Source organism: Burkholderia sp. Se-20378 (assembly GCF_017104665.1).
Taxonomy (GTDB): domain Bacteria; phylum Pseudomonadota; class Gammaproteobacteria; order Burkholderiales; family Burkholderiaceae; genus Burkholderia; species Burkholderia lata.
The window spans coordinates 17,731-43,090 of sequence record NZ_JAAGPG010000023.1 but is presented as its reverse complement, the minus strand read 5'-3'; the positions used below and the strand labels follow the sequence as shown (position 1 = coordinate 43,090).

21 protein-coding genes are annotated in these 25,360 nt (G+C 66.0%); 9 read left to right on the top strand and 12 right to left on the bottom strand.

Going from position 1 to position 25,360, the window contains the following annotated elements:
- Positions 1–53: 53 nt before the first annotated feature.
- The 3 genes from G3N93_RS05560 to G3N93_RS05550 all read right to left on the bottom strand — a co-directional run bounded on the left by G3N93_RS05560 (position 54) and on the right by G3N93_RS05550 (position 2,303).
- On the bottom strand, positions 54–533 hold the full coding sequence (locus G3N93_RS05560) for an RES family NAD+ phosphorylase (protein WP_174943403.1): 480 nt from the start codon (positions 531–533) through the stop codon (positions 54–56).
- The gene (locus G3N93_RS05555) at positions 530–985 is read right to left on the bottom strand and encodes an antitoxin Xre/MbcA/ParS toxin-binding domain-containing protein (RefSeq protein WP_041492387.1); all 456 of its coding nucleotides are present in this window, start codon (positions 983–985) and stop codon (positions 530–532) included. Before G3N93_RS05555 ends, G3N93_RS05560 begins: the two co-directional genes overlap by 4 nt.
- Before the next feature lie 409 nt (positions 986–1,394).
- Positions 1,395–2,303 (bottom strand): alpha/beta fold hydrolase, encoded by a 909-nt coding sequence (locus G3N93_RS05550; RefSeq protein ID WP_206132463.1) that lies wholly within the window; start codon positions 2,301–2,303, stop codon positions 1,395–1,397.
- Between the two features lie 87 nt (positions 2,304–2,390).
- Between G3N93_RS05550 and G3N93_RS05545 the strand changes: the two genes are divergently transcribed.
- Complete coding sequence (locus G3N93_RS05545; protein ID WP_206132462.1) at positions 2,391–2,777, top strand: MerR family transcriptional regulator; 387 nt, start codon at positions 2,391–2,393, stop codon at positions 2,775–2,777.
- Positions 2,778–2,970: 193 nt separating this feature from the next.
- On the opposite strand, the gene G3N93_RS05540 is transcribed toward G3N93_RS05545, so the two are convergent.
- Positions 2,971–3,612: an HD domain-containing protein gene (locus G3N93_RS05540; protein ID WP_206132461.1), complete on the bottom strand. Its 642-nt coding sequence runs from the start codon at positions 3,610–3,612 to the stop codon at positions 2,971–2,973.
- 216 nt (positions 3,613–3,828) lie between these two features.
- Here G3N93_RS05540 and G3N93_RS05535 point away from each other — a divergent pair, with 216 nt between their 5' ends.
- The 3 genes from G3N93_RS05535 to G3N93_RS05525 all read left to right on the top strand — a co-directional run bounded on the left by G3N93_RS05535 (position 3,829) and on the right by G3N93_RS05525 (position 6,484).
- The gene (locus G3N93_RS05535; RefSeq protein WP_206132460.1) at positions 3,829–4,794 is read left to right on the top strand and encodes a GlxA family transcriptional regulator; all 966 of its coding nucleotides are present in this window, start codon (positions 3,829–3,831) and stop codon (positions 4,792–4,794) included.
- A 316-nt stretch (positions 4,795–5,110) separates the two neighbouring features.
- Positions 5,111–5,422 (top strand): DUF4148 domain-containing protein, encoded by a 312-nt coding sequence (locus G3N93_RS05530; protein WP_222153302.1) that lies wholly within the window; start codon positions 5,111–5,113, stop codon positions 5,420–5,422.
- 348 nt (positions 5,423–5,770) lie between these two features.
- Positions 5,771–6,484: a dienelactone hydrolase family protein gene (locus G3N93_RS05525; RefSeq protein ID WP_011349304.1), complete on the top strand. Its 714-nt coding sequence runs from the start codon at positions 5,771–5,773 to the stop codon at positions 6,482–6,484.
- A 140-nt stretch (positions 6,485–6,624) separates the two neighbouring features.
- Here the strand turns inward: G3N93_RS05525 and G3N93_RS05520 are convergent, their stop codons facing one another.
- The 4 genes from G3N93_RS05520 to G3N93_RS05505 all read right to left on the bottom strand — a co-directional run bounded on the left by G3N93_RS05520 (position 6,625) and on the right by G3N93_RS05505 (position 13,741).
- On the bottom strand, positions 6,625–8,157 hold the full coding sequence (locus G3N93_RS05520; RefSeq protein WP_206132459.1) for an efflux transporter outer membrane subunit: 1,533 nt from the start codon (positions 8,155–8,157) through the stop codon (positions 6,625–6,627).
- Positions 8,158–8,159: 2 nt separating this feature from the next.
- A complete protein-coding gene (locus G3N93_RS05515; protein ID WP_174943386.1) occupies positions 8,160–11,351 on the bottom strand; it encodes an efflux RND transporter permease subunit in 3,192 nt (1,063 codons plus the stop codon).
- 15 nt (positions 11,352–11,366) lie between these two features.
- On the bottom strand, positions 11,367–12,623 hold the full coding sequence (locus G3N93_RS05510) for an efflux RND transporter periplasmic adaptor subunit (protein WP_206132458.1): 1,257 nt from the start codon (positions 12,621–12,623) through the stop codon (positions 11,367–11,369).
- Positions 12,624–12,856: 233 nt separating this feature from the next.
- Positions 12,857–13,741, bottom strand: a complete 885-nt coding sequence (locus G3N93_RS05505; RefSeq protein ID WP_206132457.1) for a LysR family transcriptional regulator — start codon at positions 13,739–13,741, stop codon at positions 12,857–12,859.
- Between the two features lie 594 nt (positions 13,742–14,335).
- Between G3N93_RS05505 and G3N93_RS05500 the strand changes: the two genes are divergently transcribed.
- Complete coding sequence (locus tag G3N93_RS05500; RefSeq protein WP_206132456.1) at positions 14,336–15,316, top strand: AraC family transcriptional regulator; 981 nt, start codon at positions 14,336–14,338, stop codon at positions 15,314–15,316.
- Between the two features lie 9 nt (positions 15,317–15,325).
- On the opposite strand, the gene G3N93_RS05495 is transcribed toward G3N93_RS05500, so the two are convergent.
- On the bottom strand, positions 15,326–16,273 hold the full coding sequence (locus G3N93_RS05495) for a LysR family transcriptional regulator (RefSeq protein ID WP_174944273.1): 948 nt from the start codon (positions 16,271–16,273) through the stop codon (positions 15,326–15,328).
- A gap of 158 nt (positions 16,274–16,431) precedes the next feature.
- On the opposite strand from G3N93_RS05495, the gene G3N93_RS05490 reads away from it, so the two are divergent.
- From G3N93_RS05490 to G3N93_RS05480, 3 genes are all read left to right on the top strand, one after another.
- The gene (locus G3N93_RS05490) at positions 16,432–17,763 is read left to right on the top strand and encodes an MFS transporter (RefSeq protein WP_374196415.1); all 1,332 of its coding nucleotides are present in this window, start codon (positions 16,432–16,434) and stop codon (positions 17,761–17,763) included.
- A 149-nt stretch (positions 17,764–17,912) separates the two neighbouring features.
- Entirely contained in the window at positions 17,913–18,968 is a 1,056-nt protein-coding gene (locus G3N93_RS05485) for a porin (protein ID WP_206132455.1), read from the top strand.
- Between the two features lie 29 nt (positions 18,969–18,997).
- Positions 18,998–20,416 (top strand): M20 family metallopeptidase, encoded by a 1,419-nt coding sequence (locus tag G3N93_RS05480; RefSeq protein WP_206132454.1) that lies wholly within the window; start codon positions 18,998–19,000, stop codon positions 20,414–20,416.
- 12 nt (positions 20,417–20,428) lie between these two features.
- Here the strand turns inward: G3N93_RS05480 and G3N93_RS05475 are convergent, their stop codons facing one another.
- The 3 genes from G3N93_RS05475 to G3N93_RS05465 form a co-directional block, all read right to left on the bottom strand.
- A complete protein-coding gene (locus G3N93_RS05475; protein ID WP_174987978.1) occupies positions 20,429–21,400 on the bottom strand; it encodes an aliphatic sulfonate ABC transporter substrate-binding protein in 972 nt (323 codons plus the stop codon).
- 266 nt (positions 21,401–21,666) lie between these two features.
- Positions 21,667–22,608 (bottom strand): LysR family transcriptional regulator, encoded by a 942-nt coding sequence (locus tag G3N93_RS05470; protein WP_174943362.1) that lies wholly within the window; start codon positions 22,606–22,608, stop codon positions 21,667–21,669.
- Between the two features lie 299 nt (positions 22,609–22,907).
- Entirely contained in the window at positions 22,908–24,197 is a 1,290-nt protein-coding gene (locus G3N93_RS05465) for an adenylosuccinate synthase (protein ID WP_367648320.1), read from the bottom strand.
- Between the two features lie 148 nt (positions 24,198–24,345).
- On the opposite strand from G3N93_RS05465, the gene gcvA reads away from it, so the two are divergent.
- On the top strand, positions 24,346–25,251 hold the full coding sequence (gene gcvA / locus G3N93_RS05460) for a transcriptional regulator GcvA (protein WP_174944286.1): 906 nt from the start codon (positions 24,346–24,348) through the stop codon (positions 25,249–25,251).
- Positions 25,252–25,360 lie beyond the last annotated feature (109 nt).

The following is a 25,360-nucleotide window of genomic DNA, read 5'->3' as shown; positions in this document are numbered from 1 at the left end:
CACACGAGCGCTGATCCCGCCTGCGCCCGGCGCGGGCCGCAGGTCGTGGCGCCCTATTCGCCCGGCTTCGACTGGATCAGCCGCAGAATGCGGGTGTCGTACGGCGATTGCATGACTTCCGCGATACGGGCTTCGGAAGCGGCCGGATGCAGTGGATTCAGCAGGAAGTTGTGCGCGTGCGGCACGACGACGCTCGGCACGCGCAGCAGCGCGCTCGGCTGCGTGTGCAGCCACTCGGTGCCGGCGCTGCGGGTCCAGTCGACGTCGGTTCGCCAGTCTTCCGGCGCGTCGCCCTCCGCGATTTCGGCGATATCGACCGAATCGGCCACCTCGATGCGAAGCAACTGGTATCCGCTCGGCAATTGCGCGACCGTGGCGATTTCGAAATGAACGAGCGTTTCGAGCAGCGCGAGGGCCGGATGCTCGGCGAGATACACGACGGGCTGCCCGGCAAAATGCCAGCGCCCGCCGGCGCGCAACCCGCCGACGCCTTTCAGGTCGGCGAAATTGCTGATCCGCCACAGCGTCGTCAAGCGAAGTACCCCTCGTCGATCTGCGTGAGGACTTCCTCGACGAGCCGCGCGCCATGCTCGGTGCTCGCCATGTCGAGCGACGTGCGGCCGCCGAAGCGCTGGAGCCCGTTGCGCAGCCACGCCATCGCCTTGTCCTGGTCGCCGAACGTGGCCGTCGCCTGCGCGACGATGCGCGCGAGACGGATCGCTTTGTCGGACTCCTCCTGCGACAGGCGTTCGTGCGCCTGGCGACGGTGACTCAGCGTGCGACGCGGAATGATGAAGGCCAGCTCGTCCGATTTCAGCCCGCGCTCGGACAGACGGTCGATCACCGAGACGTCGACGCGTGCGCTCGCCAGCTCGGCAAGATCGGCCCCCGATCGGACGCGGATCGCCAGCAGCTGCTCGAGAATCGTGAATTCGGCCTGACGCGGATGCGCGACGCCCGAAGGATGGAAAGCAATGGTGCTCATGACCTCTCCCGGCAATTTGCCCAATCATTATAGGCGTTTTGCCGGAAACATGCGGAAACGGGTTGGAAGGTGCCGGCGGCGCCCGGCGGGCTTTCGTGAACGCGGCGGCGGGCGGTCGTCGCCGGTCTGAAAGCAGGTGAGTACGGCCGCGAATCGAAGATTCGCCTCGGCGGAAGGTTGTATTTATTCAGTATATAAAGTCCATGCAAGCATCACATGGTTGTCACGTAACAACTTTTTTATCGATTAGCGTTCCGACGATAAGGTGGGCCTGAACAGTCTCCGTAGCCACACGCAGATTCGCGAGATGGCGAAATCGCTCGATCGAGGCTGACAGAACCGGGAAAGAAGTCCTCATCCGCGGTTCGTCCGACTTCGTTTCCCCCTTCCCCGCTGATGAACGACGGCTTCAGCGCCCGGACACCGACCTGACGAACGCCGCCAGGTCGTGGTTGAACCGGTCGGGCTCCTCGATAAACGGCGCGTGGCCCGAATCGGCATAAACCTTGGTGGTGATCCGTGAATTCAGCGTGATCGCACGTGCAAGCGTCTTGCGCGTATCGACCAGTGCGTCGTGACCGCCGTAGATAAAAAGCAGCGGTACGCGCGCTGTGCCGAGCCCCTCGGCAGCGGAAACCGTCATCGTCGGGATTGCCCGCTGCATATCCCACGATGCCATCGCGGCATTGGCAAGAAGCCGGCTGAAGGTCTCGGCACCCGGTCGATGGTTGAAGCACAATTCCAGGAATCTGCGCTCGCCGTCCAAATGCGTTTTCAGATCCGGCGAATTCATATCGCGATAAACCTCGGGATGATCGACGATTTGACCCGGTGCGAGTTCGACCACACCATCGACAAAGACGGCACCCGCGACGTCGCGGTCCCCGTAGGCTGCGAGGTAGTTGGATATCACCACGCCACCCAGCGACCAACCGACCACCACGGGTTTGCGCGCATGCGCGCCCTTGACGACGGCATCAAGGTCATCGGCCCAACGACGTCCATCGTGATACGGCGCAGCTCCGGACGGCTTGTCCGAGAGCCCATGGCCGCGCAGATCATAGGTAATGATGCGGTAGTGGCGCAATTCGGCGCTCTGCACTTGCGCGTCCCAGTCCAAACGGCTGCCGAGCAGACCGTGAATCAGGATCACCGGGCGGCCATCGGGGTTGCCGTCTTCCTGAACCGCAAGTCTTACGCCGTCTTTCGACGTAACCATGTAGCTTTTGGGCGCAGCTACGGCACTTGGCACCGACGCAATCAGTATTGCCGCCGTTACCACTGCGTTCAACAAATCGATCAGCGATCGGATCCGCATGAAAAAGTCCTCGGAAGTGAGCAGTTCTCCGAGTCTCAACCCTTACACTGATGTGAGAGTCAAGCGGCATGTGCCAGGCTGACTTTCATGGGCACGATACTTATGCAGAAATGGCTGACGATCGGGGCGCTCTCGCAACATACCGGCGCAAGCGTGCGGTCGATCCGGCACTACGACGAACATGGCTTGCTCGCGTCGGTACGTGCAAGTAACGGCTACCGCATGTTTCCCGACAAGGCAGTCACACAGGTCAGGCAGATTCAGCGCATGATTGCGACCGGTTTCACCATCGACGACATTCGCGGCTTCCCCGACTGCATGCTTCTGATCGAAGGCGCGCGCTCGTGCGATCAGGTCACCGAGGTCCAGCAGCAACGCCTCGCAGCCATCGAGCGTCAGTTGGCGGATCTCGAGCGACGTCGCGCCCGGCTTATCCAGACCTTGTCGGAAGGCAGGATTCCGCCAGTCGACTGATGCCGGCCGATGCCCGGACAGGCGAACCGCCCCGCAACAGGAGCGATGCTGAATGGACACGCTCGCCGCAGGCGCGAGCCGGTTCTCGAGCGTCCTGCCTTCACAACATGATCGGACTCCTGATCAATATCGCAACCCCGGCTCTTGTTCCCCCCTACTCAGTGCCGGGGATCGTGTGCGATAACGAAGCCGATCAGCCGGCCCACGCAGACGACCGGATCACGCTGCAGAAATTGCCCGCGTGAAAATGCGGATCCTTGTCTACGAGCACGTCGGCCTTCACGTTGCCGAACGTCGTGTCGGGCTTGTGCTTGATTCCGTCGTAGAACGCCTGAATGATGTCTTCCTTGAAGCGCGGCGTACGCGGATGCGCACGAACGACGGCCTCGCGCTCGACATCGCTGTATTCCGGATACGTCAGGCCCAGCACGTCCATCTCGACGCCGGCGGTAACGAGCGCGATCACCGGATGCATGTGCTGCGGGATACCCGGCGTGGTATGCAGTGCGATCGAGGTCCACACGACGTCGATATCCTGCTGCGAGATGCCCTTGCCCTTCAGGAAATCGCGGGCGGCGTTGGCGCCGTCCACCTCGAAACGCTCGCACGCGCTGCTGTGTTTGTGCGTGAGCCCCATGTCGTGGAACATGCAGCCGCAGTAGAGCAGTTCGGGATCGTATTTCAGCCCGCGCCGCTGGCCCGCGAGCGCCGCAAAATAGAACACCCGGCTGGAATGATGGAACAGCAACGGAGACGCGGTATCGCGAACGAGCTCGGTGATCTCGCGCGTCAGTTGGCTATCGGGAATGGTGATGCCTGCAACGTTCTCAGTCATGATCGACCTCCATTGAAAACACCCTCAATTCTCCGGAGCTCGATAGCTGGCTTCAATAGACGTGTTACGTCAAATCCTGCCATTTTGCGCGACGGACGGACACGGTGCGCGTGCGGCAGAACAAACGCCGGAAGCACGTTCCGCCGCCCGCCCCATGCACCGCCTCTGCGCCTCTATACTGCTACCCGTCACGTTCGACACGCCACGCAATCGATCATGCCGAAGGTCGTAGGAATTTTCGCCGTTCCAGGCGTTCAACTGCTCGATGTGTCCGCACCGCTCGACGTCTTCGCGCAAGCGAACGCCGAATGCGGGAAGCCGTTTTATACGTTGCGGATCATTGCAAGCGAGTCCGGTCCGATCCGCAGTTCGTCCGGTGCGCAGTTGCTGCCCGACTGGATCGCTCCCGACATTCCTGAGCGCATCGACACGCTGCTGGTCGCCGGCGCGCCGAGCGCCGGCCGGATCGCACTGCGCACCGACGTCCTCGCATGGCTGCGAGCGGCAGCCGTGCAGAGCAAGCGCTACGGCTCGATCTGCACCGGCGCGTTCATCCTCGCGGCCACCGGCCTGCTGAAAGGGCGTCACCTGACCACGCACTGGGCTGCCGCCGACGCGCTTGCAGACGCCTATCCGTCGCTCGCCGTCGACGCGGACGCGCTGTACGTGCGCGACGGCAAGCTGCGCACCGGCGCCGGCGTCACGGCCGGGCTCGATCTCGCGCTCGCGCTGGTCGAGGAAGATCTCGGCCGCGAGATCGCGCGACGCGTCGCCGCGCAACTCGTCATGTTCTTCAAGCGCCCGGGTGGGCAACTCCAGTTCAGCCGCAAGGGCGAGGCGCGCCCCGCCGGGCGTTCGGTACTGCAGGAGGTTCAGCGCTGGATCGCGGCAAATCCGGAACTCGAGCATTCGGTGGCGGAAATGGCGAAGCATGCGGGCATGAGTCCGCGCCACTTCGCACGGCTGTTCCGTGCGGAAGTCGGCATGACGCCAGCCGCATGGGTCGAGGCGACCCGCATTTCGGCCGCCCGCCACTTGCTCGAGAACGGCCACGACACGCCGAAGCAGGTCGCCGCGAAATGCGGCTTCGCGAATGTCGATACGCTCAGGCGGTCATTCACCCGGCACGTCGGAATCACGCCTGCCGAATACCGGAAACGGCAGGCGATCCTCATCGAGTGACGCGGAAGTGCGCACGTACGGCACGAACGATATCGGCGACCCCGCTCAAATATTTCGGAATGCGACTTAATGGATCGTTGTGTGGGCCCGGCCGAGCGACGACATCGCCCCACGCGATGCGCCATCCGCAGTCCCGGCCAAGCGCCGGACAGCCCCGCAATCATCAGACGAAATACCCGCCTGTTCAGATCGTTTACCCAGTTGCAATAATTATTCGCTGGAACGCGTATTTCCGACCGGTAACGCGATCGTTACGATGCAATCAACCGCTGAACGCAACGAGCGAAGCGCGAAATCAATGAAACCGGAGGTCATCATGAAGTCGTTCATCTACGCAGTCGTCGCCGCAACCGCCCTGTCCGCCTCGTACGGCGCATTTGCACAATCGAACCCGTCGGGCCAGCTGACGCGTGCCCAGGTGCGCGCGGAACTCGTCCAGCTCGAACAGGCCGGCTACAAGCCCGAAGTCTCCGATCAGTATTACCCGCGCGCGCTGCAGACCGCCCAGGCCCGCGTGACGAACGCCGATGAAACCGGCTACGGCGCGCAAGCCTCCGCTGGCGTACGCGCCGGCCGCGCGATCGCAGTCAAGCAGGACGGCCGCGACTCCGTGTATTTCGGCCAGTAAGCCGGACACGCGCCCGCGTATTCCGATACGCGCGCAGCACACGAAACACCCCGCTCTGAACTGCACCCCAAAAGTTGGATTTTGATCCGACCTTTGGGGTGTTTGCTTTCCGGTCGTCCGCTCCCGGAACGGATTGCGCGCCCCCGATCGATGCGATCTTGCGGATCGCGTGCCGCGCGGCTCCGTTCACGACGGCGGCCGGTGTTTGCGCATAGAATGGCCGCGTGGTCGGTGCCGGCCGAAACGAACGCGAGCGGAACCACGACGCCCGGCTTGCCCGATCGTCGCCGTGCCCGCAGGCCAGCACCGATGCCGCACTCATCGCATTTTTCGAAAAGGAGCGGTTTCATGTCTCAAACATCCGGTTCCATGATCACGTTTCGACGCCCGGACGGCCAGGAACTGCAGGGCTATCTCGCCACGCCGGCAAAGACCGAAGGCGCGCCCGCGGTCGTTGTCATCCAGGAATGGTGGGGGCTGAACGACCAGATCCGCGGCGTCGCGGATCGCCTCGCGCGCTGCGGCTACTTCGCGCTCGTGCCCGACCTGTATCGCGGCAAATCGACGGTCGAGGAAGAGGAAGCGCACCACCTGATGACCGGGCTCGATTTCGGCGACGCGGCTTCGCAGGACATTCCGGGCGCCGTGACGCATCTGAAGACGCTTGCGTCGCGTGTCGCGGTGACCGGTTACTGCATGGGCGGCGCACTCACGCTGCTGTCGCTGCAGTTCGCCGATGCGGACGCAGGCGTTACGTGGTACGGCTTCCCGCCGCTCGACTACCTCGATCCGGCGAAGCTCAAGGTGCCGCTGATGGGCCACTGGGCCACGCAGGACGCGTTCTTCGCGATCGACCAGGTCGATGCGCTCGAAAAGAAGCTGACCGATGCGAAGGTCAATGTCGAATTCCATCGCTATCTCGCGCATCACGCGTTCGCGAACGAAACGGCCGTCGGCCCCGGCCGCATCGCCGGCACGCAGTTCGATCCGGTGTGGTCGCAAACGGCGTGGGATCGCACGCTGACGTTCTTCGGCCGCACGCTTTGGGAAAAGCAGGGGTAACGTAACGCCGCTTCCCATGTGAGCGGCTACGTCGGCTGCGTAAAAAGAAACGCCACGGATTTTCATCCGTGGCGTTTTCGTTTTCGCGTCGGGCAGCCTCCGCGAACAGGGGCATGGCTTGCCCCTGCCGTTGGTCTTGCTTACCCGTTCGTCGTCGCTACCGACGCGGGCGCCGGAGCGGCCGCCTTGTCGTAGTCGACCGGCGCATCCGGCGCGCGCGGCGTCTCGCCCGCGCGCTGGATCCACCCGCCGCCCAGTGCACGGTACAGGTCGACCAGGTTGGTCCAGCGTGCCAGACGTGCGCTGATCAGCGACTGCTGCGCGTTGTACAGGTCCGTCTGCGCGGTCAGCACCGACAGGTAGCTGTCGACGCCGTTCTTGTAACGCAGGTCCGACAGGTCGAAACGTCGCTGCTGCGCATGCTCGTTGCGCTCCAGCGCCGCGATCTGTTGGTCGTACGTACCGCGTGCGGCAAGACCATCCGACACTTCGCGGAACGCCGACTGGATCGCCTTCTCGTAGTGCGCGATCTCGATGCGCTTCTGCACGTGTGCAAGATCGAGATTCGCGATGTTCGCGCCGCCCTCGAAGATCGGCAGCGCGATGTTCGGCGCGAACGACCACGCCGCGGTGCCGGCCTTGAACAGGCCGCCGAGCGTCGGGCTTGCCGTGCCGAACGCGGCCGTCAGCGAGATCTTCGGGAAGAACGCCGCGCGCGCCGCGCCGATGTTCGCGTTCGCGGCCAGCAGCGACTGCTCGGCCTGCATCACGTCGGGACGACGCGTCAGCAGGTCGGACGGCAGGCCTGCCGGCACGTCCGTCAGCAGGTTCTGCGCGTCGAGCGGCATGCCCGCCGGCAGGTCGTCCGGCAGCGGCTCGCCGATCAGCAGCACCAGATAGTTCAGCGCCTGCGCACGGTCGCGCGCCTGCTGCTGCTGGCTCGCAAGCGCCGTCTCGACCACCGTCTGCGCCTGACGCAGGTCGAGCTCGGAGCCCGTGCCGTTGTCGAACTGCAGCTTCGTCAGGTTGTACGAGTCCTGCGCGGACTTCAGCGTGTCCTCCGTGACCTTCAGCAGGTCGTCGGTCGACAGCAGCGTCAGGTACTGGTCAGCCACCTGCGACACCAGCGAGATCTCCGACGCCTGCCGTGCATACGCGGTCGACAGGTACTGCGCGAGCGCCTGGTCCTTCAGGCTCTGCACGCGGCCGAACAGGTCGAGTTCCCACGACGCCGATACCCCGACGTTGTAGGTTGTCGAGATGTTGCGGCCCGTCCCCGACGTCAGCGCATTCGGCAATCGCTGACGGCTGCCGGTACCCATACCGTCGAGCGTCGGGAACAGGCCCGCGCGCGTGATCTGGTACTGCGCGCGCGCCGCCTCGATGTTCAGCACCGACACGCGCAGGTCGCGGTTGTTTTTCAGCGCGATCTCGATCAGCCGCTGCAGGCGCGGATCGACGAAGAACTCTCGCCAGCCGATCGCGGCGGCGGCCTGCCCATTCGCGCTGCGCGCACGCGCGGCGTCCGGCTGCGTCGCGTAGACGCCACCCGCCGGGTACGCCTGTGCGACGGGCGCATCGGGCCGCTTGTAATGCGGCGCCATCGTGCAGCCCGCAGCGAACAACGCGGCAGCCAGGGCGGCCGCGGTTGCAGTCAAAGCGTGTTTTTGCATCGTTACTGCCCCTTCGAATCGTGTGCGTCGTCGTGACCGCGCTGCAGGTCACCCTGCACGAGACGCCATGCGTCGTCGACGTTTTCCGTCTCGCCGCTGAAGATCGCGCGAACCCGCACGAAGAACATCGGGATCATGAAAATCGCGAGGAACGTCGCCGTGATCATCCCGCCGATCACACCCGTGCCGATTGCATGCTGGCTCGCCGAACCCGCGCCGTTGCTGATCGCAAGCGGCAGCACGCCGAGCATGAATGCGAGCGACGTCATCAGGATCGGACGCAGCCGCAGACGCGCCGCCTCGATCGCCGCGCGCACCGGCCCCATGTTCTCTTTCGTCTGCAGTTCGCGAGCGAACTCGACGATCAGGATCGCGTTCTTCGCGGACAGGCCCACGGTGGTCAGCAGGCCGACCTGGAAGAACACGTCGTTCTCGAGCCCACGCAGCATCGTCGCGAGCAGCGCGCCGACCACACCGAGCGGCACCACCATGATCACCGAGAACGGAATCGACCAGCTTTCATACAGTGCCGCGAGACACAGGAACACGACGAGGATCGAGATCGCGTACAGGATCGGCGCCTGCGAGCCGGACTGGATTTCCTGGAACGACAGGCCCGTCCACGAGTAGCCGATACCTTCCGGCAGCTTGCTCGCGAGCGCTTCCATTGCAGCCATCGCCTGGCCGGTCGACTTGCCCTCCGCGGCCTGCCCCTGGATCTCGATCGACGACACGCCGTTGTAGCGCTCGAGCTTCGGCGAACCGTAGCTCCAGTGGCCGGTCGAGAACGCACTGAACGGCACCATGCCGCCCGCGCTGTTGCGCACGTACCAGATGTTCATGTCTTCCGGCGTCATGCGGAACGGCGCGTCCGACTGCACGTACACCTTCTTGATCCGGCCATCCATATCCAGGAAGTTGTTCACGTACTGCGACGCCCACGCGATCGAGAACGTCTGGTCGATCGCAGCAGCCGTCACGCCGAGCGCGTTCGCCTTCTCGCGATCGATGTCGACCTTGTACTGCGGCGTATCGTTCAGGCCGTTCGGGCGCACGAGTGCCAGCGCGGGATCCTTCGCGGCCATCCCGAGCAACTGCCCGCGCGCGGCCATCAGCGCTTCGTGGCCGAGACCGGCGTTGTCCGTCAGCTCGAAGTCGAAGCCGGCAGCCGTCCCGAGTTCGGGAATCGACGGCGGGTTGAACGGGATCACCATCGCGTCCTTGTACTGCGAGTAGTGCGCGAAGGTCCGACCGATCAGCGCCTGCACCTTCTGGTCCGAACGCTGGCGATGCTCGTACGGTTTCAGCTTCACGAACACGAGACCGGCGTTCTGGCCGCGGCCCGCAAAGCTGAAGCCGTTGACCGTGAACACCGAGTCGACCACGTCCTTCTCGGTGGTGGTCAGGTACGTGTTGATGTTGTCGAGCGTCTTGCCGGTCGTTTCCTGCGTGGAGCCGGACGGCGTCTGCACGATCATGAACATGTAGCCCTGGTCTTCATCCGGCAGGAACGACTTCGGCAGGCGCACGAACATCACGCCGACCGCGATGAACACGGCCAGGTAGATCACGAGCCAGCGTCCCGAGCGACGGATCACGTGATTCACGCCACCCGTATAGCGATCGCGGCTGCGGTCGAAAGTCCGGTTGAACCAGCCGAAGAAGCCCTTCTTCTCCTCGTGATGCCCTTGCGGGATCGGCTTGAGGATCGTCGCGCACAGTGCCGGCGTCAAAATCAACGCGACGAGCACCGACAGCACCATCGCCGACACGATCGTCAGCGAGAACTGACGATAGATCGCGCCGACCGAGCCACCCGAGAACGCCACCGGCACGAACACCGCCGACAGCACGAGCGCCACGCCGACGAGTGCGCCGGTGATCTGGCCCATCGCCTTGCGGGTCGCCTCCTTCGGTGACAGGCCCTCCTCCGCCATCACACGCTCGACGTTTTCCACGACCACGATCGCATCGTCGACCAGCAGGCCGATGGCAAGCACGAGGCCGAACATCGACAGCGTGTTGATCGAGAAGCCGGCGAGGCCCATGATCGCGAACGTACCGAGCAGCACGACCGGCACCGCGATCGTCGGGATGATCGTTGCCCGCAGGTTCTGCAGGAACAGGTACATCACGAGGAACACGAGCACGATCCCTTCGAGCAGCGTCTTGACCACTTCCTCGATCGACAGGCGCACGAACGGCGTCGTGTCGTACGGATAGTGGACGACGAGACCGTGCGGGAAATACTTCGACAGTTCGTCGATCTTCGCCCGCAACGCGGTCGCGGTCGCCAGCGCGTTCGCGCCGGTTGCGAGCTGGATGCCGAGGCCGGCCGTCGGCTGCCCCATGTACTTCGTGTCGAACGTGTAGTTCTCGGAGCCGAGCGCCGCGCGGCCGACGTCCTTCAGGCGAACCTGCGAACCGTCCTGGTTGACCTTCAGCAGGATGTTGCCGAACTGCTCGGGCGTGCGCAGCAGCGTCGATTCGGTGATCGTCGCCTGCAGCATCGTGCCCGGCTTCGCCGGCGTGCCGCCGATCTGGCCGCCCGCGATCTGCACGTTCTGCTGCGTGATCGCGGCCGACACGTCGGTCGGCGTGAGGCTGTAGTTGGTCAGCTTGACCGGGTCGAGCCAGATGCGCATCGAAAACTGCGAACCGAGCAGCAGCGTCTGGCCGACGCCGTTCACGCGGCTGAGCGGATCGAGCACGTGCGACGCCACATAGTTCGTCAGGTCCTCCTTCGACATGCTGCCGTCCTCGGAGTTGAATGCGAACCACATCAGCCAGTTGCTGCTCGACTTCGTGACCTGCATGCCGAGCTGCTGCACGACCTGCGGCAGGTTCGGCGTCGCAAGCGACAGCTTGTTCTGCACCTGCACCTGAGCGACGTCCGGATTCGTGCCCGGCGAGAAGGTCAGCGTGATCGTGGCGTTACCCGAGTCATCGCTGGTCGACGACATGTACAGGAAGTTGTCGAGACCGCTCATCTGCTGCTCGATCACCTGCGTCACCGTGTCTTCCACCGTCTTCGCGGAAGCGCCCGGATAGTTCGCCTGGATCTGGATCGTCGGCGGTGCGATCGTCGGATACTGCGCGATCGGCATCTTGAAGATCGATGCGACGCCGGCCAGCATCAGCACGATCGCGATCACCCACGCAAAGATCGGGCGATCGATAAAGAACTTGGCCATGAAACGGACTCCTCGTTATTGCGCGGCCGACGCGGCGGTCGAACGCGCGACAGCATTGGCGGCGTTGCTCGCCGGCGCGACGCCGGACGCATTCGCGGCGCTTGCCGGTGTGCCGGACGCAGCGTCCGGCGCCGGTGCGAGCTGCGCGGCGACCGTTTCCACGGTCGCGCCCGGACGCACCTTGTCGACGCCCTGCACGATCACGTGATCGCCCGCTTCCAGACCGCCTTCGACGATCCAGTCCTGGCCGTACGTGCCGGCCGTCGTCAACGGACGTGTCTCGACCTTGTTGGCCGCATTCACGACCAGTGCGATCGCCTGGCCCTTCTGGTCATGCGTGACGCCGATCTGCGGCACCAGGAACGCGTTCTCGTTCACGCCCTCCTCGATCCGTGCACGCACGAACATGCCCGGCAGCAAAACGCGGCCCGGGTTCGGGAAGATCGCGCGAATCGTTACCGAGCCGGTGGTCTGGTCAACCGTCACGTCCGAGAACTGCAGCTTGCCCGGCTCCGAATAGGTCTTGCCGTCTTCCAGGATCAGCGACACCTTCGCCGCGCCCGGGCCGCTCGTTTTCAGCTTGCCGCTCTGCACGTCCTGGCGCAGCTTCAGCCCGTCGAGGCTCGACTGCGTAAGGTCCACGTACACCGGATCGAGCTGCTGCACCGTCGACATCAGCGTCGCCTGGCTCGCCTGCACATACGCGCCCGGCGTCACCTGCGAGATGCCGACGCGGCCCGAAACCGGCGAGACGACATCGGTATAGCCGAGGTTGATCTGCGCGGTGTCGACCGCCGCCTTGCCGGCCGCGACATCCGCCGCGGCCTGCCCTTGCGTGGCCACTGCGTTGTCGTAGTCCTGCTTGCTGACCGCGTTCGCGGCCACCAGCACCTTGTAACGTGCGACCAGCGCGTTCTGCGTGACGAGGTTCGCCTGTGCCCTTGCGAGCGTCGCCTTTGCGCTGTTCAGCGCGGCGACGTACGGCGCCGGGTCGATCTTGTAGAGGCGCTGACCGGCCTTGACGTCGGTGCCTTCGGTGAATTCGCGGCGCAGCACGATGCCATCGACCCGCGCACGCACCTGTGCGACGAGGAACGCGCTGGTGCGACCCGGCAGTTCCGTTACCGCCGGCACGGCCTGCGGCTGGACGGTGACGACGCCGACTTCCGGCGTTTGCGGCGGCGGTGCCGATTCTTTTTTTCCGCACGCGGCCAGGAAAACGGCAGCCGTTGCAGCAGTGATTAAGCGGTATGGAACCCGTTCGACGCGCATGGAGCGACCTCTCACAAATAGACGACCTTCAATGGGAATCACCAGATCTCCTCGTGACCTGCACGCGCGGCCGGAATGCTGTCGCTTCCTGTTTGCCGCGGCTGCGGTCGCGTATTTCGGGCGTGCGTTGCGCCCTGCGGAGCGTTCGTTCGTCGAACTGCTTCCGTGGAAAAAAAGAACCATGAGCCCGCGGCCCTGGCGGGCGGGCATCGTTGCGGCGACCAGCCGGGCCGCTAGCTCGCGGGCCGGAATGCGGCGCCGGCAAATTCGATGAATGCCCGTGCAGCGGCCGGCAGATGCGCGGTGCGCGCATGCGCGAGCTTCAACGTGACGGGCGCGAGCGGGCGAATCGGCGCAACGCGCACCAGCGTGCCGGCCACCAGATCGGCGTCGACGAGATACGCGGGCAGCACCGCAGCGCCCATGCCGGCCACGGCCAGCCGCCGCGCCATCTCGAGATGGCCGACGCCCGGACTGCCGCCGGGCGCCGTGTCGGGTCGAAACGCAGCCGCATCGTCATCGCCGGTCCCCGGCAGATCGAGCCGCACGGCCGTGATATCCGGCCAGTCGCCCGACGCAGCCGCGCCGCCATGCGCGTCGACATAAGACGGCGCCGCGACGCGCACGGATTCGTAGGCGGCCAGCGTGTGCAGCGCATGCGCACCCGTCACCGGCATGCCGTCGGTCAGGAACGCGACATCGATGTCTTCCGATGTCAGGTCGACATGGGCATCGGTCAGCGTCACGGTCGGCCGCACGTCCGGAAACCGGTTCACGAAGCGATCGAGCAATGCGCTCAACTGGCTGAGCCCGAACGCGACCGGCGCGGCAATGCGGAGTTCGCCTTCCGGCTTGCTGCCCATCGCAACGACACGACCATCGATCTCGTCGATCGCACCGAGAATCCGCTCGACGCGCGCGAGATACAGCTCACCGATTTCCGTCAGCGACTGGTGGCAGGTGCTGCGTTGCAGCAGGCGCGCGCCAAGGCGCGTCTCGAGCGCATCGACCAGCCGGCTCGCCATCGCCGTCGACACGCGCAGCCGCGTCGCCGCCCGGCGAAAGCCGCCTTCCCTTGCCACCGTCACGAATGCCCGAATCGATTGAAGTTGGTCCATTTGTCCGGAATCCCCTGCGCGGTCGACTGCCTTGACGCGCGCCCCGTCGCCGCATCGCGACCGGCATGTAGCAGCCCGGCCAATGCGGCGGCACCGACGCCGGCTACACCGGGTCGGTCGGCACGCTCGCGCCAGACGCGCGCCGGCATGCAACGGGCGCAAGCCGGCCTCGGCCGGCCCGATGCATGAACATTCGAATAGCAGTCCTGAGTCTTTTCCAGTGGTTCGCAGCGACAACGCCGGCGGCATTCGCCGGCCATGCGGCAGTCATGCCTGCATCGCCCGAGTGCACTGGATCACGTTTGTTTCAGCAGGTGCAATGGTATGAAAACCGCCGGAAATTGGCTTGCCCGATCCTGCGATTGTTTTGCCTTAATTTCCGAATTTGTGCGCTGCACACCGCGCAGCGACGCGCGATGCGGTCGCCGGCCATGCAGATCCGGATGATCGGGCTAATTTCCCACAGGTTTAGGCAATCGCGTGCACGCGACTCGCCGTACGATGTGACCGCCGTGCCGGCCCCCTGCCGGGACACCAACACGAAATCACCGCCGCGCACCTTGCACTGATCACTCCGCCATCCGCTCACGCACTATGGAAATCGACGCCCGAACGCCGCCGCTACAGCGCATCACGCCCGATCACGCCCCCCAGTCTCCTGCCCGGTCGCCCACGGCCCGGCTCGCTGCGCTGATCGCCGCCTACGCACCGCACGACGGCACGTTCGATCTCCCGGTACGTGGCATGCGCATCGCGCGCGCCTCCGCGTCTCCGCCGCACTGGAACCATGGCGTGCTCCACGCGTGCCTGAGCATCGTCGGGCAAGGCGCGAAATCGACACAGGTCGGCGACGACACCTACGTGATCGACGAATCGCGGATGCTGGTGGCGACTGCCGACCTGCCCGTCACCGGTCGCGTGATGCGCGCGAGCCCGACCGAGCCGTTCCTTTATGCGCAACTGGAACTCGACCCGGCCCGCATCGTGGCACTCACGCCGCGCGTATTTCCGCTCGGGCTGCCGAAGGCGGTCGACTGCGGCGCACTCGATACGCACGATGCACAGCCTGAAATCGTCGACGCCGTCGTGCGCCTGATGCAACTGATCGCGCAACCCGACGACATCGACCTGCTCGCGCCGCTGATCGTCGACGAAATCCTCATTCGGCTGCTGCGCGGCCCGTCGGGTGCGCGCGTCGCGCAGATCGGCCTGGCCGATTCGACGACGCAACGCATCTCGCGCGCCGTCGCCTGGATTCGCGACCATTACCTCGATCCGATGACGGTCGAATCGCTCGCGCGACAGGTGGACATGAGCCCGTCGACCTTCCATCACCACTTCCGTGCGGTCACGTCGATGAGCCCGTTGCAATGCCAGAAGGTGCTGCGGCTGCAGGAGGCGCGCCGCCTTATGTGCGTGTCGGCGATGGATGCGCGGCAGGCATGCCGCAGTGTCGGCTACGTGAGCGCGTCGCAGTTCAGCCGCGAATACGCGCGCCTGTTCGGCGATGCGCCGGGCCGCGATGTGCTGAAGCTGCGCGACGAAGCGGTACCGCTATCCCGCGTTGCGCCGTAAGCCGGCACCTCACGCGCGCGGCGCACGCGAGCGCGTCCCGCGCTTCGTCCCGCCGGCATGCGCACGCTCGGCCTGCACCGCTTCATCGATGCAGCGCACGAAGTACTCGGCCGACGCCGTGAGCACCGCACTGTCGCGGAACAGCAGATAGAGATTGCGCGCGGGCGGCTGCCCGACGAGATCGAGCGTCTTCAGCGTATCGGAGGCGTCCTCCCCACGCAGTGCGAGCTGCGTCCACGCCGTCACCACATCGCTGTTGACGGCCAGTGCGTAGAACAGCGTCTGCGACGCGCAGCGTGTCACGCGGCGCGGCACCGGCAGGCCGGCCTGCGCGAACAGCTCCGCAAGAAACGCGCGGAATTCGGTGGATGGCCCCGTATGCAGCCACTCCGCGTCCTGCAGGTCGGCCAGCGAGGTCGCGCCGGCGAGCTTGCCCTTGCGGCTCACCGCGAACCACATCGGAAACGAGTCGAGATGCTCGCAGCGCACGGACGTGAAGTCCTGCGCATCCGCGCCCGCACCCAGCGCAAAATCGAGTGCACCGTTCTTCAACTGCTCGACCAGCTGCGACGGGCTGCCCTCGACGAATTCGAGCTGGACGTCGGGCATCGCTCGGCGAAAGCGGTTGTACGCGGCCGGCAGCACCGTGATGCCCGCCAGCGGCGTCATCCCGATCGCGAGCCGGCCTTGCCGGTTCTCGCGCAACTGCGCCATTTCCTCCTCGGTGCGCGCAACCTCGTTGACGACCAGTTCGGCCCGCCGCAGCATCGCGCGCCCCGCATCGGTCAGCGTCACGCCCGACGAACTGCGTGCGACCAGCATCAGCCCGAGTTCGTCCTCGAGATCGCGCAGCGAGCGCGTGACGGCAGGTTGCGTGAGATGCAGGGTGCGCGCGGCTTCATGGATGCTGCCCGAGCGGGCAACGGCCACGAGCGCGCGGAGCTGGTGAAGTTTCATGCGACGAATGGACGAGGCAGACGAAAGGCATCAGGGGATAAACAAATGTTATCAGGATAAAAATTTGCGCGTATCGCGATGTTTTGCCGGGTCTTAACATGCGGCCAGCTCTCGCAGGATGCCTGACGATCCATGCGGCGCTCACGATACCGATACCCATGGAGACATCCCCGATGCAAGACGCCGCCACGCCGCTCGTCGACGCGCCGCCTGCCCCGCGCCGCCGCTCGGCGCAGACCCGGACGATCATCGCCACCTCGGCCGGCAACGCGCTCGAGATGTTCGACTTCACCGTGTTCAGCTACTTCGCCGCGCTGATCGGCAAGACGTTCTTTCCGGTCGATTCGGGCGCCGGACCGCTGCTGCTCGCGATGGCGACGTTCGGCGTCGGCTTCGTGATGCGTCCGCTCGGTGGCGTGCTGATCGGCAACTACGCCGATCGCGCAGGCCGGCGCGCGGCGCTGACGCTGACGATCCAGTTGATGATCGCGGGCACCGCATTGATCGCGCTGACGCCATCCTATGCGCGTATCGGCGTCGTGGCGCCGGTGCTGGTCGTGATCGGCCGGCTGCTGCAGGGCCTGTCGGCCGGCGGCGAAATCGGCGCATCGACCACCTTCCTGATGGAATCGGGCCCGCTGTCCGGCCGCGGCTTCATGGTGAGCTGGCAAATGATCAGCCAGGGCGTCGCGGCGCTGCTCGGCGCGCTCAGCGGTGCGCTGCTGTCGGCCGTACTGTCGGCGGACGCGCTCGAAAGCTGGGGCTGGCGCGTGCCGTTCCTGCTCGGCCTGCTGCTCGGCCCGGTCGGCTTCTACATCCGCCGGCATCTCGACGAAACGCATGTGCCGACGCACGACGCCGGCGGCAGCGCCGTGCGCGAGGTGTTCACGCACTACCTCGGCCGCGTCGTGCTCGGCACGCTGATGATCATCGGCGGCACGTCGACGCTCTACATCTTCGTGTTCTACATGCCCGCTTATGCAGTACGCACGCTTCACCTGCCGATGGCGACGTCGCTGCTCGCCGGCTGCGCGTCGGGGCTGGCGATGATCGTCGCCGCGCTCGTGTCGGGGCTGTGGATCATCGATCGCCTGCCGCGCCGCAAGCCGATGATCGCCGTCACGTGGCTGCTGTCGCTCGCGTGCGTGTATCCCGCCTTCCGGCTGCTGATCGCCGCGCCGTCGGTGGGGCTGATGGTCGCGATCGTCACCGTCGTGATGGCCTTCGCCACCGCAGGCAGTTCCGCGTTCCTGCTGCTGATCATGGAGGCGTTCCCGCCGCGCGTGCGCGCCACCGCGCTCGCGACGATCTACAGCTTCGGCGTGACGATCTTCGGCGGCTTCGCGCAGTTCAACGTCACGTGGCTGCTGCATCGCACCGGCGACCCGATGTCGCCCGCGTGGTACGTGCTCGCGTGCGGCGCCGTCAGCATGATCGCGCTGTGGCGCTTCCGCGAACGCCCGGCCGACTCGCATCACGACGGCCGCTGAACGGCACGCCGCTTCATTCACGGCGACGCCCGACACCGGCCACGCCACTCTCCGTCAGACAACAGAATCCGCGACGTCGACGCGTACGCGGGCGGGCCCTTGCACGCCTGCGATTCGCGCGCCGACGATCGCGACACCACGAGACAAACGTGCGCAATTCAACCCTGATGGCCGCGTGCTGCGCGGCAACCTGCATGTGGGCCGCGCCGGCCCGCGCCAACGTACAGATCTACGGCGCGCTCGACAGCTTCCTGCAATACGCGCGCATCGGCAGCCAGACGAGCGTCGGCCTGATGAGCGGCGGCGCCTCGACGTCGCGCTTCGGCTTCATCGGCAGCGAGGATCTCGGCGGCGGCCTGCGCGCGAGCTTCCGCCTCGAAAGCGGCTTCGACCTGATGTCCGGGCGCCCGCAAAGCGCGGCATCGTTCTACAACCGCGAAGCCAACGTCGCGATCGGCTCCGCGGACTGGGGGACGATCAAGCTCGGCAAGCAGTATCCGGCGATCGTGCCGGAAGCGGCCGATCCGTTCTATCTCGTCGGCCAGTTGTCGCCGTTCGCGAGCACCGCGTTGATCGGCAGTGATCTCGGGCGCGGTGCCGCGTCGCTGCCCGGGCGCATCGAGAACGCGATCAGCTACAAGACGCCGACCTACGGCGGGCTCGACGTCACCGTGCTCTACGCGTTCCGCAACGCGGCGGGCGCGAGCCCGATCGCCAGCAACGCGGGTGTCGTCGCCAATTTCGCGCGCGGCCCGGTGATGCTGAGCGGTGCGTACAACGCGATGTGGGCGGCGACGTCGTCGACGCCGGGCGGCGCCCCCGATGGCCCGCGCACCGATTCGGTGATGGCCAGCGCGTCATATGCGTTCGGCCCGACGCTCGCGTCGTTCGCGTACACGCTGATGCGCCCCACCGCGCCCGGCACGCTCGTCGCGCAGGTCTATTCGCTGGGTGCGATCTGGCAGCGCGGCCCACACGCGATCCGCGCCGACCTCGCGTATCGCACGATCGCCGGCCAGGCGAGCCATGCGCTCGGCGCGCTGCTCGGCTACGACTACCAGTTCTCGAAACTCACCGGTGTGTACGTACGCATCGGCGGCTTCAGCAACACCGGACAGTCGGCGCTGTCGTTCGGCTCCGCACCGATGTCCACCCCCGGCATGAGCAGCACCGTCTTCGCCCTTGGCCTCCGGCAGAAATTCTGACCGCGCCAGTCTCTTCACAGGAGCAATTCATGACTTCACTCGCCCTCGATTTCATCGACAGCCAGCGTGCGCCATTCACCGAGCTGTCCGACCGGATCTGGAACCTCGCCGAGTTGCGCTACGAGGAATTCGCGTCGACCGACCTGCACATCCGGATGCTGGAGGAAGCCGGCTTCCGCGTGACGCGCGGCGTGGCCGACATTCCGACCGCGTTCGTCGCCGAAGCCGGCGACGGCGGCCCCGTGATCGGCATCCTCGGCGAATACGATGCGTTGTCCGGGCTCAGCCAGGAAGCCGGCGCACTCACCTGCCAGCCGTCGGGCGAGATCTCGAACGGCAATGGCCACGGCTGCGGCCACCACTTGCTCGGCACCGCCGCACATCTCGCCGCGGCCGCGGTGAAGGCGCATCTCGAACGCACGGGCCAGCCCGGCACCGTGCGCTTCTACGGCTGTCCGGCCGAGGAAGGCGGTTCCGGCAAGACGTTCATGGCGCGCGCCGGCATGTTCGACGATCTCGACGCCGCGCTGTCGTGGCACCCGCATGTGTACACGGGCATCTTTCCGGCCGGTTCGCTCGCGAACATCCAGGCGTACTTCCGCTTCACGGGCAAGGCGTCGCACGCGGCCGCGTCGCCGCATCTCGGCCGCAGCGCACTGGATGCCGTCGAGCTGATGAACGTGGGCGTCAACTACCTGCGCGAACACATGCTGCCCGAAGCGCGCGTGCACTATGCGGTAACGAACACGGGCGGCCTGTCGCCGAACGTCGTGCAGGCCAATGCGGAAGTGCTGTATCTCGTGCGAGCGGCCCGTAACGACCAGGCGGCCGAGCTGTTCGAGCGCGTGAAGAATGTCGCGCGCGGCGCGGCGATGATGACCGATTGCCGGCTCGAGATCGTGTTCGACAAGGCCTGCTCGAACCTGCTGGAAAACGCGGTGCTGAACCAGGTCATGTACCGGCATCTGCAGTCGATCGGCACCGCCGGCTTCGACGCCGACGACGCAGTGCTCGCCGATGCGTACCAGCGCGAGACGCTCACTACGCAGGATATCGAAACGTCATCGCGGTCGCTGAACCAGGCGTGGCGCAATCCGAAAGCGTTGTTCGACGGGATCGATCCGTACGAGCCGGGCAAGGGCCGCCCGATCTGCGGCTCGACCGACGTCGGTGACGTGAGCTGGGTCACGCCGACCGCGCAATGCCATACGAGCTGCTACGCGTTCGGCACGCCGCCGCACTCGTGGCAGTGGGTTGCGCAAGGCAAGACGCCGCTCGCGCACAAGGGCATGCTGCTTGCAGCGAAGACGATGGCCGCGACCGCGATCGACCTGCTCGGCGCGCCGGACACGCTCGCGCAGGCGAAGGCTGAATTGCTCGAGCGGCGCGGCGGCCGGCCATACGTGTGCCCGATTCCGGACGATGTCGCACTGCCGTTCCGCCGTTGACCGGTCGCACCGTCAAGCGAGCGCGGGCGGTGCAGCCAGGCTGACGTCGACGCGCTTCGGCAGCACACCGGCCTGGTAGAACACGTCGGCGATGCGCTGCTGATACGCGAGCGTGTCGCGCGTGACGGGCTCGACGCCGAAGCGCGCGCGGCGAAACGCGAGCGCCACCGCCGGCTCCGGAATCCCCCACAGCTTCGAGAACTCGGCCGCGCCCTGCGCGCGGTTCCCGTCGAGCCATCGCTGGACCGCCGTCAATTCCGACACGGCCACGTCCAGCACGTCGGCATTGCGCTGCGCATAGGTGCGCGACGCAAAGTAGTAGCCGCGATTCTCGACGAGCCCGGTGCCGTCCGCGACGATGCGCGCGCCGAACGCCTGCTGGACGACCGCGAGAAACGGATCCCAGATGATCCACGCATCGACCGAACGATTCTCGAACGCGGCGCGCGCATCGGACGGCGACAGCCAGACCGGCGAGATGTCGGCATAGTTGAGCTTGGCGGCCTGCAGCAGCCGGACCAGCAGGAAGTGCGTGTTCGATCCCTTCACCAGCGCGATGCGCTTGCCACGCAGGTCTGCAAAGGTCTTGACCGGCGAATCCTTCGCGACCACCAACGCCTCGGCTGCTGGGCCGGCCGGCGTCTGCGCGTAATAGACGAGCGGCGCGCCGGCCGCAAGCGCGAAGATCGGCGGCGCCTCACCGACATCGCCGAAGTCGATCGATCCCGCGTTCAACGCCTCGAGCTGCGGCGGCCCCGATGGAAACTCGGTCCACGTGACGGTCACGCCGAGTGTCGCGAGCTTGCTCTGCAGCGTACCGCGTGCCTTCAACAGGCTGAGCGGCCCTTTCTGATAGCCGATGCGCAACGTACGTGCGCCGGCCGTGCTCGCCAGCGCGAAGCCCGGATGCGCGGCGGCGCCCGCCGCGATGGCCAGGCCGGCATGCAGGAGCCGGCGGCGGGTTGTGGAGTGTTGGTCTGCCATGTCGTATCGGGTTCGATGAAGAGGATGCAGCTTTGCGCACGCGTGCGATGAAGCCGGTCGAACCGATTCTAGGGGGTGGGCGCCACGCACCGAACCAACGATGTTCGATATCGAAAGCAAGCGCTTTCATAAGGGCACGCCGGTTATCCAGACGTCATTGCCCGGGGCGGACGTGAGGATGCAGTCGATATCCGCGTCAAATACAGGACTACAGATTATTTGCGCGACCGATGCGCACCATCGTACTCAACGCCGACGGTGCGACCTCAGGACTTGCAGGAAGCGTGCAGCGCAGCCTCGTCGGTGGCCAGCATTTCGGGCACGCATTCGCGGAGGAAATCGACGAACGTACGGATCTTCGCATCGAGATACTGGCGCGATGCGTACAGCGTGTAGACCGTCAGCTTCTGCAACCGGTAGTCGGGCAGCACGCGCACCAGCGCGCCGCTCGCCAGCGCGGGCAATGCCGACGACATCGGCAGCGAACCGATGCCGAGGCCCGCGCGCAGGGCGGCGCCGAGCGCGTCGGCGATGTTCACCTGGAAATCCGGCGACGGCAGGTCGAACGTCTCGGGGCCGTCCGGGCCGTCGAGATGCCAGCGGTCGCGCGGAAACACGGGCGTGACGATCTGCAGGCACGCATGGCCGTCGAGCTCGCGCACCGTGCGCGGCGTACCGCGCTCCTTCAGATACGCGGGCGACGCGCACAGCACGCTGTGCACCTCGCCGAGCCGCTGCGACACGAGCCCCGAATCGGGCAACTCCGTCGCGCTCAACTGCAGCGACACGTCGTAGCCTTCGTCGATGATGTCGGGCACGTGCTGCGACAGCGTCAGCTCGACCGCGACCGATGGATAGCGCTGCCGGTATCGCACGACCGCGGGCACCACGTAGGCCTGGCCGAAGCTCGTCGTCGCATGGACATGCAGCCGTCCGGACGGCTTTGCCTGTGCGTCGGCCGCCTCGGATTCCGCTTCTTCGATATAACCGAGGATGCGCTGGCAGCGGTCGAGATAGCGCTGCCCGGCGTCGGTCAGCGCGATGCGGCGCGTGCTGCGGTTGAGCAGGCGCGTGCGCAGATGCGTTTCGAGCTGCGCGACCGACCGCGATGCGTAGGCCGTCGTGATGTCCAGGCGCTGGGCCGCGCTCGTGAAGCTGCCCTCCTCCGCCACCCGGACGAAAATGCGCATCATCTGTAACGTGTCCATCGACCTGTCCCCGGGATTGAGATCACGTCGCGCCACCGCGCGGCCACGGTGCCGGCGGCACCGGCGCAGGCCGGTCTGGCGCGAATTGTGCGGAACAGTACAGCAGCGGTGCAGACGTGTCCAGTTCGCCGTAAGCGGCGTGATCCGGACGCCGAATCGTATCGCCGAGTCGCCGCACGCGCGACGTCCGGACCGAGCGGATACGCGACCGGTCGCGCCGGCACCCGAGCGGCATCGGATCGGCAAAAACTACCCGGCGACCACGGTGCCGCCCCTCAACTCACGGCATGGTTGACGCATTACGCCCCGGCGGCCGCATCGAACGGATTGCGCAACACGATCGTGTCGTCACGCTCCGCGCCGGTCGTGATCATCGAGACCGGTGCGCCCGCGACCGCTTCGACGCGCGCAATGAAATCCTGCGCGGCGCGCGGCAGGGCCGCACGTTCACGTACCCCCTTCACGGTGCCCTGCCAGCCGTCGAACCGCTCGTACACGGGCTTCGCGCGTGACTGCGCATCGAGGCTCGCCGGCAAGTGGTCGACCCGCACGCCATCGAGCTCGTAGCCGACGCACAGCTCGATCGACTCGAAACCGTCGAGCACGTCGAGCTTGGTGAGCGCCAGCGAATCGATGCCCGAGATCCTGACGGCCTGTCGCAACTGCGCGGCATCGAGCCATCCGCAGCGGCGCGGCCGGCCGGTATTCACGCCGAACTCCTGCCCGCGTGCGCGCAGCGTTTCGCCGGTCGCGTCGGACAGCTCGGTGAGGAACGGACCGCCGCCGACCCGCGTCGCATACGCCTTGGTGACGCCCAGTACGTGGCCGAGCTTCGACGCGCCAAGCCCGGTGCCGGCCGCCGCCGCCGACGCAACGGTGCCGGACGACGTCACGAACGGGTACGTGCCCCAGTCGATGTCCAGCATCACGGCTTGGGACCCTTCGAACAGGATGCGCTCGCCGCGGTCGGTCGCGTCGTTGAGATCGGCCCAGACGGGGCGTACGAACGGCAGGATCCGCGGCGCAAGGTCGACCAGCGTCGCCAGCATCGCGTCGCGGGAATACTCGTCGAGCCCCAGGCCGCGGAACCACGCGTTGTGATGGTCGACGAGCACATCCAGTTTGGCGGCGAGCCGGCCCGGTTCCGCGAGATCGCCGACGCGCAGACCGCGACGCCCGACCTTGTCCTCGTAGGCCGGCCCGATCCCGCGCAGCGTGGTGCCGATCGGCTCGCGGCGCAAGCGCTCCTGAGCCTGGTCGATCGCACGGTGGATCGGCAGCACCAGCGTCGCGTTCTCGGCGATCGACAGGTTGTCCGGCGTCACCGACAGCCCGAGCTCCGCCATCCGCCCGATTTCCGCGAGCAGCGCTTCCGGATCGAGCGCTACCCCGTTGCCGATCACGCCGCGCTTGCCGCGCACGACACCGCTCGGCAACAGCGCGAGCTTGTACGTCTTACCGCCGACGACCAGCGTATGACCGGCGTTGTGGCCGCCGTTGTAGCGTGCAACGAGATCGGCCTGTGCCGCCAGCCAGTCCACGACGCGCCCCTTACCTTCGTCGCCCCATTGGGCGCCCACGACCACCACGTTCGGCATGCTCCGCACTCCATGTGAGAAATTCAGACAGTCATTCGGCCGAGCCGGCCGTTTGTGTGCCATATTGGCGGAGCTTGAGCACCCGATCAAACGATTAAACCTGAACCATCGTGTGAGTAAATATCACACGAACGATACAATGGCCCGACGACTCCCTCCGCTGAATTCGCTGCGTGCGTTCGAAGCCGCCGCGCGCCTCGGCAGTTTCACGCTGGCCGCGGACGAACTATGCGTGACCCACGGCGCGATCAGCCGGCACGTGCAGCAGCTGGAGGCGTGGCTTGGGCGGCCGCTGTTCGAGCGCCATAACCGGCGGGTCGAGCTGACCGACTCGGGCCGCGCGTATCTCGCCGAGGTCGGCGCGTCGTTCGACCGGATCGCGCTCGCCACTGCGCAGCATTTCGGCCATGCGCAGCAGCGCGTGCTGCGCGTGAGCGCACCCGCAACGTTTTCGTTGCGCTGGCTGGTGCCGAAGCTGTCGTCGTTCCAGGTCGCCCATCCGGCCATCGAGGTGCGGCTGTCGACGTCGAACGAGCCGATCGACAAGCTGCGCGACAAGGTCGACCTGATCGTTCGCGGCGGCCCGCAGGCCATCGACGGTTATGTTGCCGAGGAATTCCTGTCCGAAGTCCGGCTGCCGGTGTGTGCACCGAAGCTGCTGGACGGGCGGCCGTTGCATACGCCCGCCGATCTCGCCGGCTTCACGCTGCTGCACGCGGCCACCTATCCCGGCATGTGGCCGGAATGGCTCGCGGCAGCCGGACAGCCGAATCTCGTGCCGCGTCACTCGCTCACGCTCGAGCATTTCTACCTGACGCTGCAAGGCGCGCTCGACGGGCTCGGCGTCGCGATGGGGCCGATCGCGCTCGTCGCAGACGACATCACCGAAGGTCGGCTCGTGCAGCCGTTCAGCGAACCGGCGTTGCCGCCGTGGCGCTACTTCACGTACGTGGCTTCGGCACGCGCGAACGACGAAGCGGTGCGAGCGTTCAAGGACTGGCTGAAGATGGCGGGAAATGCGGCGGCGCCGGGCGGGCGGAACTGACTGCGTCAGTGTGCGGGGGACACACGCCAAAACATACAGGAATGCGAATCAAATAGCGCAGGCGTATGGATTGCGCTTACGTTCGTCGATACCGGGAGTGTTGCTTTCG

What these genes read in the sequence shown, in the direction of transcription:
- G3N93_RS05555 (WP_041492387.1), bottom strand. Translation starts at nt 985, where the DNA reads ATGAGCACCATTGCTTTCCATCCTTCGGGCGTCGCGCATCCGCGTCAG.
- G3N93_RS05550 (WP_206132463.1), bottom strand. Translation starts at nt 2,303, where the DNA reads ATGCGGATCCGATCGCTGATCGATTTGTTGAACGCAGTGGTAACGGCG.
- G3N93_RS05545 (WP_206132462.1), top strand. Translation starts at nt 2,391, where the DNA reads ATGGGCACGATACTTATGCAGAAATGGCTGACGATCGGGGCGCTCTCG.
- G3N93_RS05540 (WP_206132461.1), bottom strand. Translation starts at nt 3,612, where the DNA reads ATGACTGAGAACGTTGCAGGCATCACCATTCCCGATAGCCAACTGACG.
- G3N93_RS05535 (WP_206132460.1), top strand. Translation starts at nt 3,829, where the DNA reads ATGCCGAAGGTCGTAGGAATTTTCGCCGTTCCAGGCGTTCAACTGCTC.
- G3N93_RS05530 (WP_222153302.1), top strand. Translation starts at nt 5,111, where the DNA reads ATGAAGTCGTTCATCTACGCAGTCGTCGCCGCAACCGCCCTGTCCGCC.
- G3N93_RS05525 (WP_011349304.1), top strand. Translation starts at nt 5,771, where the DNA reads ATGTCTCAAACATCCGGTTCCATGATCACGTTTCGACGCCCGGACGGC.
- G3N93_RS05520 (WP_206132459.1), bottom strand. Translation starts at nt 8,157, where the DNA reads ATGCAAAAACACGCTTTGACTGCAACCGCGGCCGCCCTGGCTGCCGCG.
- G3N93_RS05515 (WP_174943386.1), bottom strand. Translation starts at nt 11,351, where the DNA reads ATGGCCAAGTTCTTTATCGATCGCCCGATCTTTGCGTGGGTGATCGCG.
- G3N93_RS05510 (WP_206132458.1), bottom strand. Translation starts at nt 12,623, where the DNA reads ATGCGCGTCGAACGGGTTCCATACCGCTTAATCACTGCTGCAACGGCT.
- G3N93_RS05505 (WP_206132457.1), bottom strand. Translation starts at nt 13,741, where the DNA reads ATGGACCAACTTCAATCGATTCGGGCATTCGTGACGGTGGCAAGGGAA.
- G3N93_RS05500 (WP_206132456.1), top strand. Translation starts at nt 14,336, where the DNA reads ATGGAAATCGACGCCCGAACGCCGCCGCTACAGCGCATCACGCCCGAT.
- G3N93_RS05495 (WP_174944273.1), bottom strand. Translation starts at nt 16,273, where the DNA reads ATGAAACTTCACCAGCTCCGCGCGCTCGTGGCCGTTGCCCGCTCGGGC.
- G3N93_RS05490 (WP_374196415.1), top strand. Translation starts at nt 16,432, where the DNA reads ATGGAGACATCCCCGATGCAAGACGCCGCCACGCCGCTCGTCGACGCG.
- G3N93_RS05480 (WP_206132454.1), top strand. Translation starts at nt 18,998, where the DNA reads ATGACTTCACTCGCCCTCGATTTCATCGACAGCCAGCGTGCGCCATTC.
- G3N93_RS05475 (WP_174987978.1), bottom strand. Translation starts at nt 21,400, where the DNA reads ATGGCAGACCAACACTCCACAACCCGCCGCCGGCTCCTGCATGCCGGC.
- G3N93_RS05470 (WP_174943362.1), bottom strand. Translation starts at nt 22,608, where the DNA reads ATGGACACGTTACAGATGATGCGCATTTTCGTCCGGGTGGCGGAGGAG.
- gcvA (WP_174944286.1), top strand. Translation starts at nt 24,346, where the DNA reads ATGGCCCGACGACTCCCTCCGCTGAATTCGCTGCGTGCGTTCGAAGCC.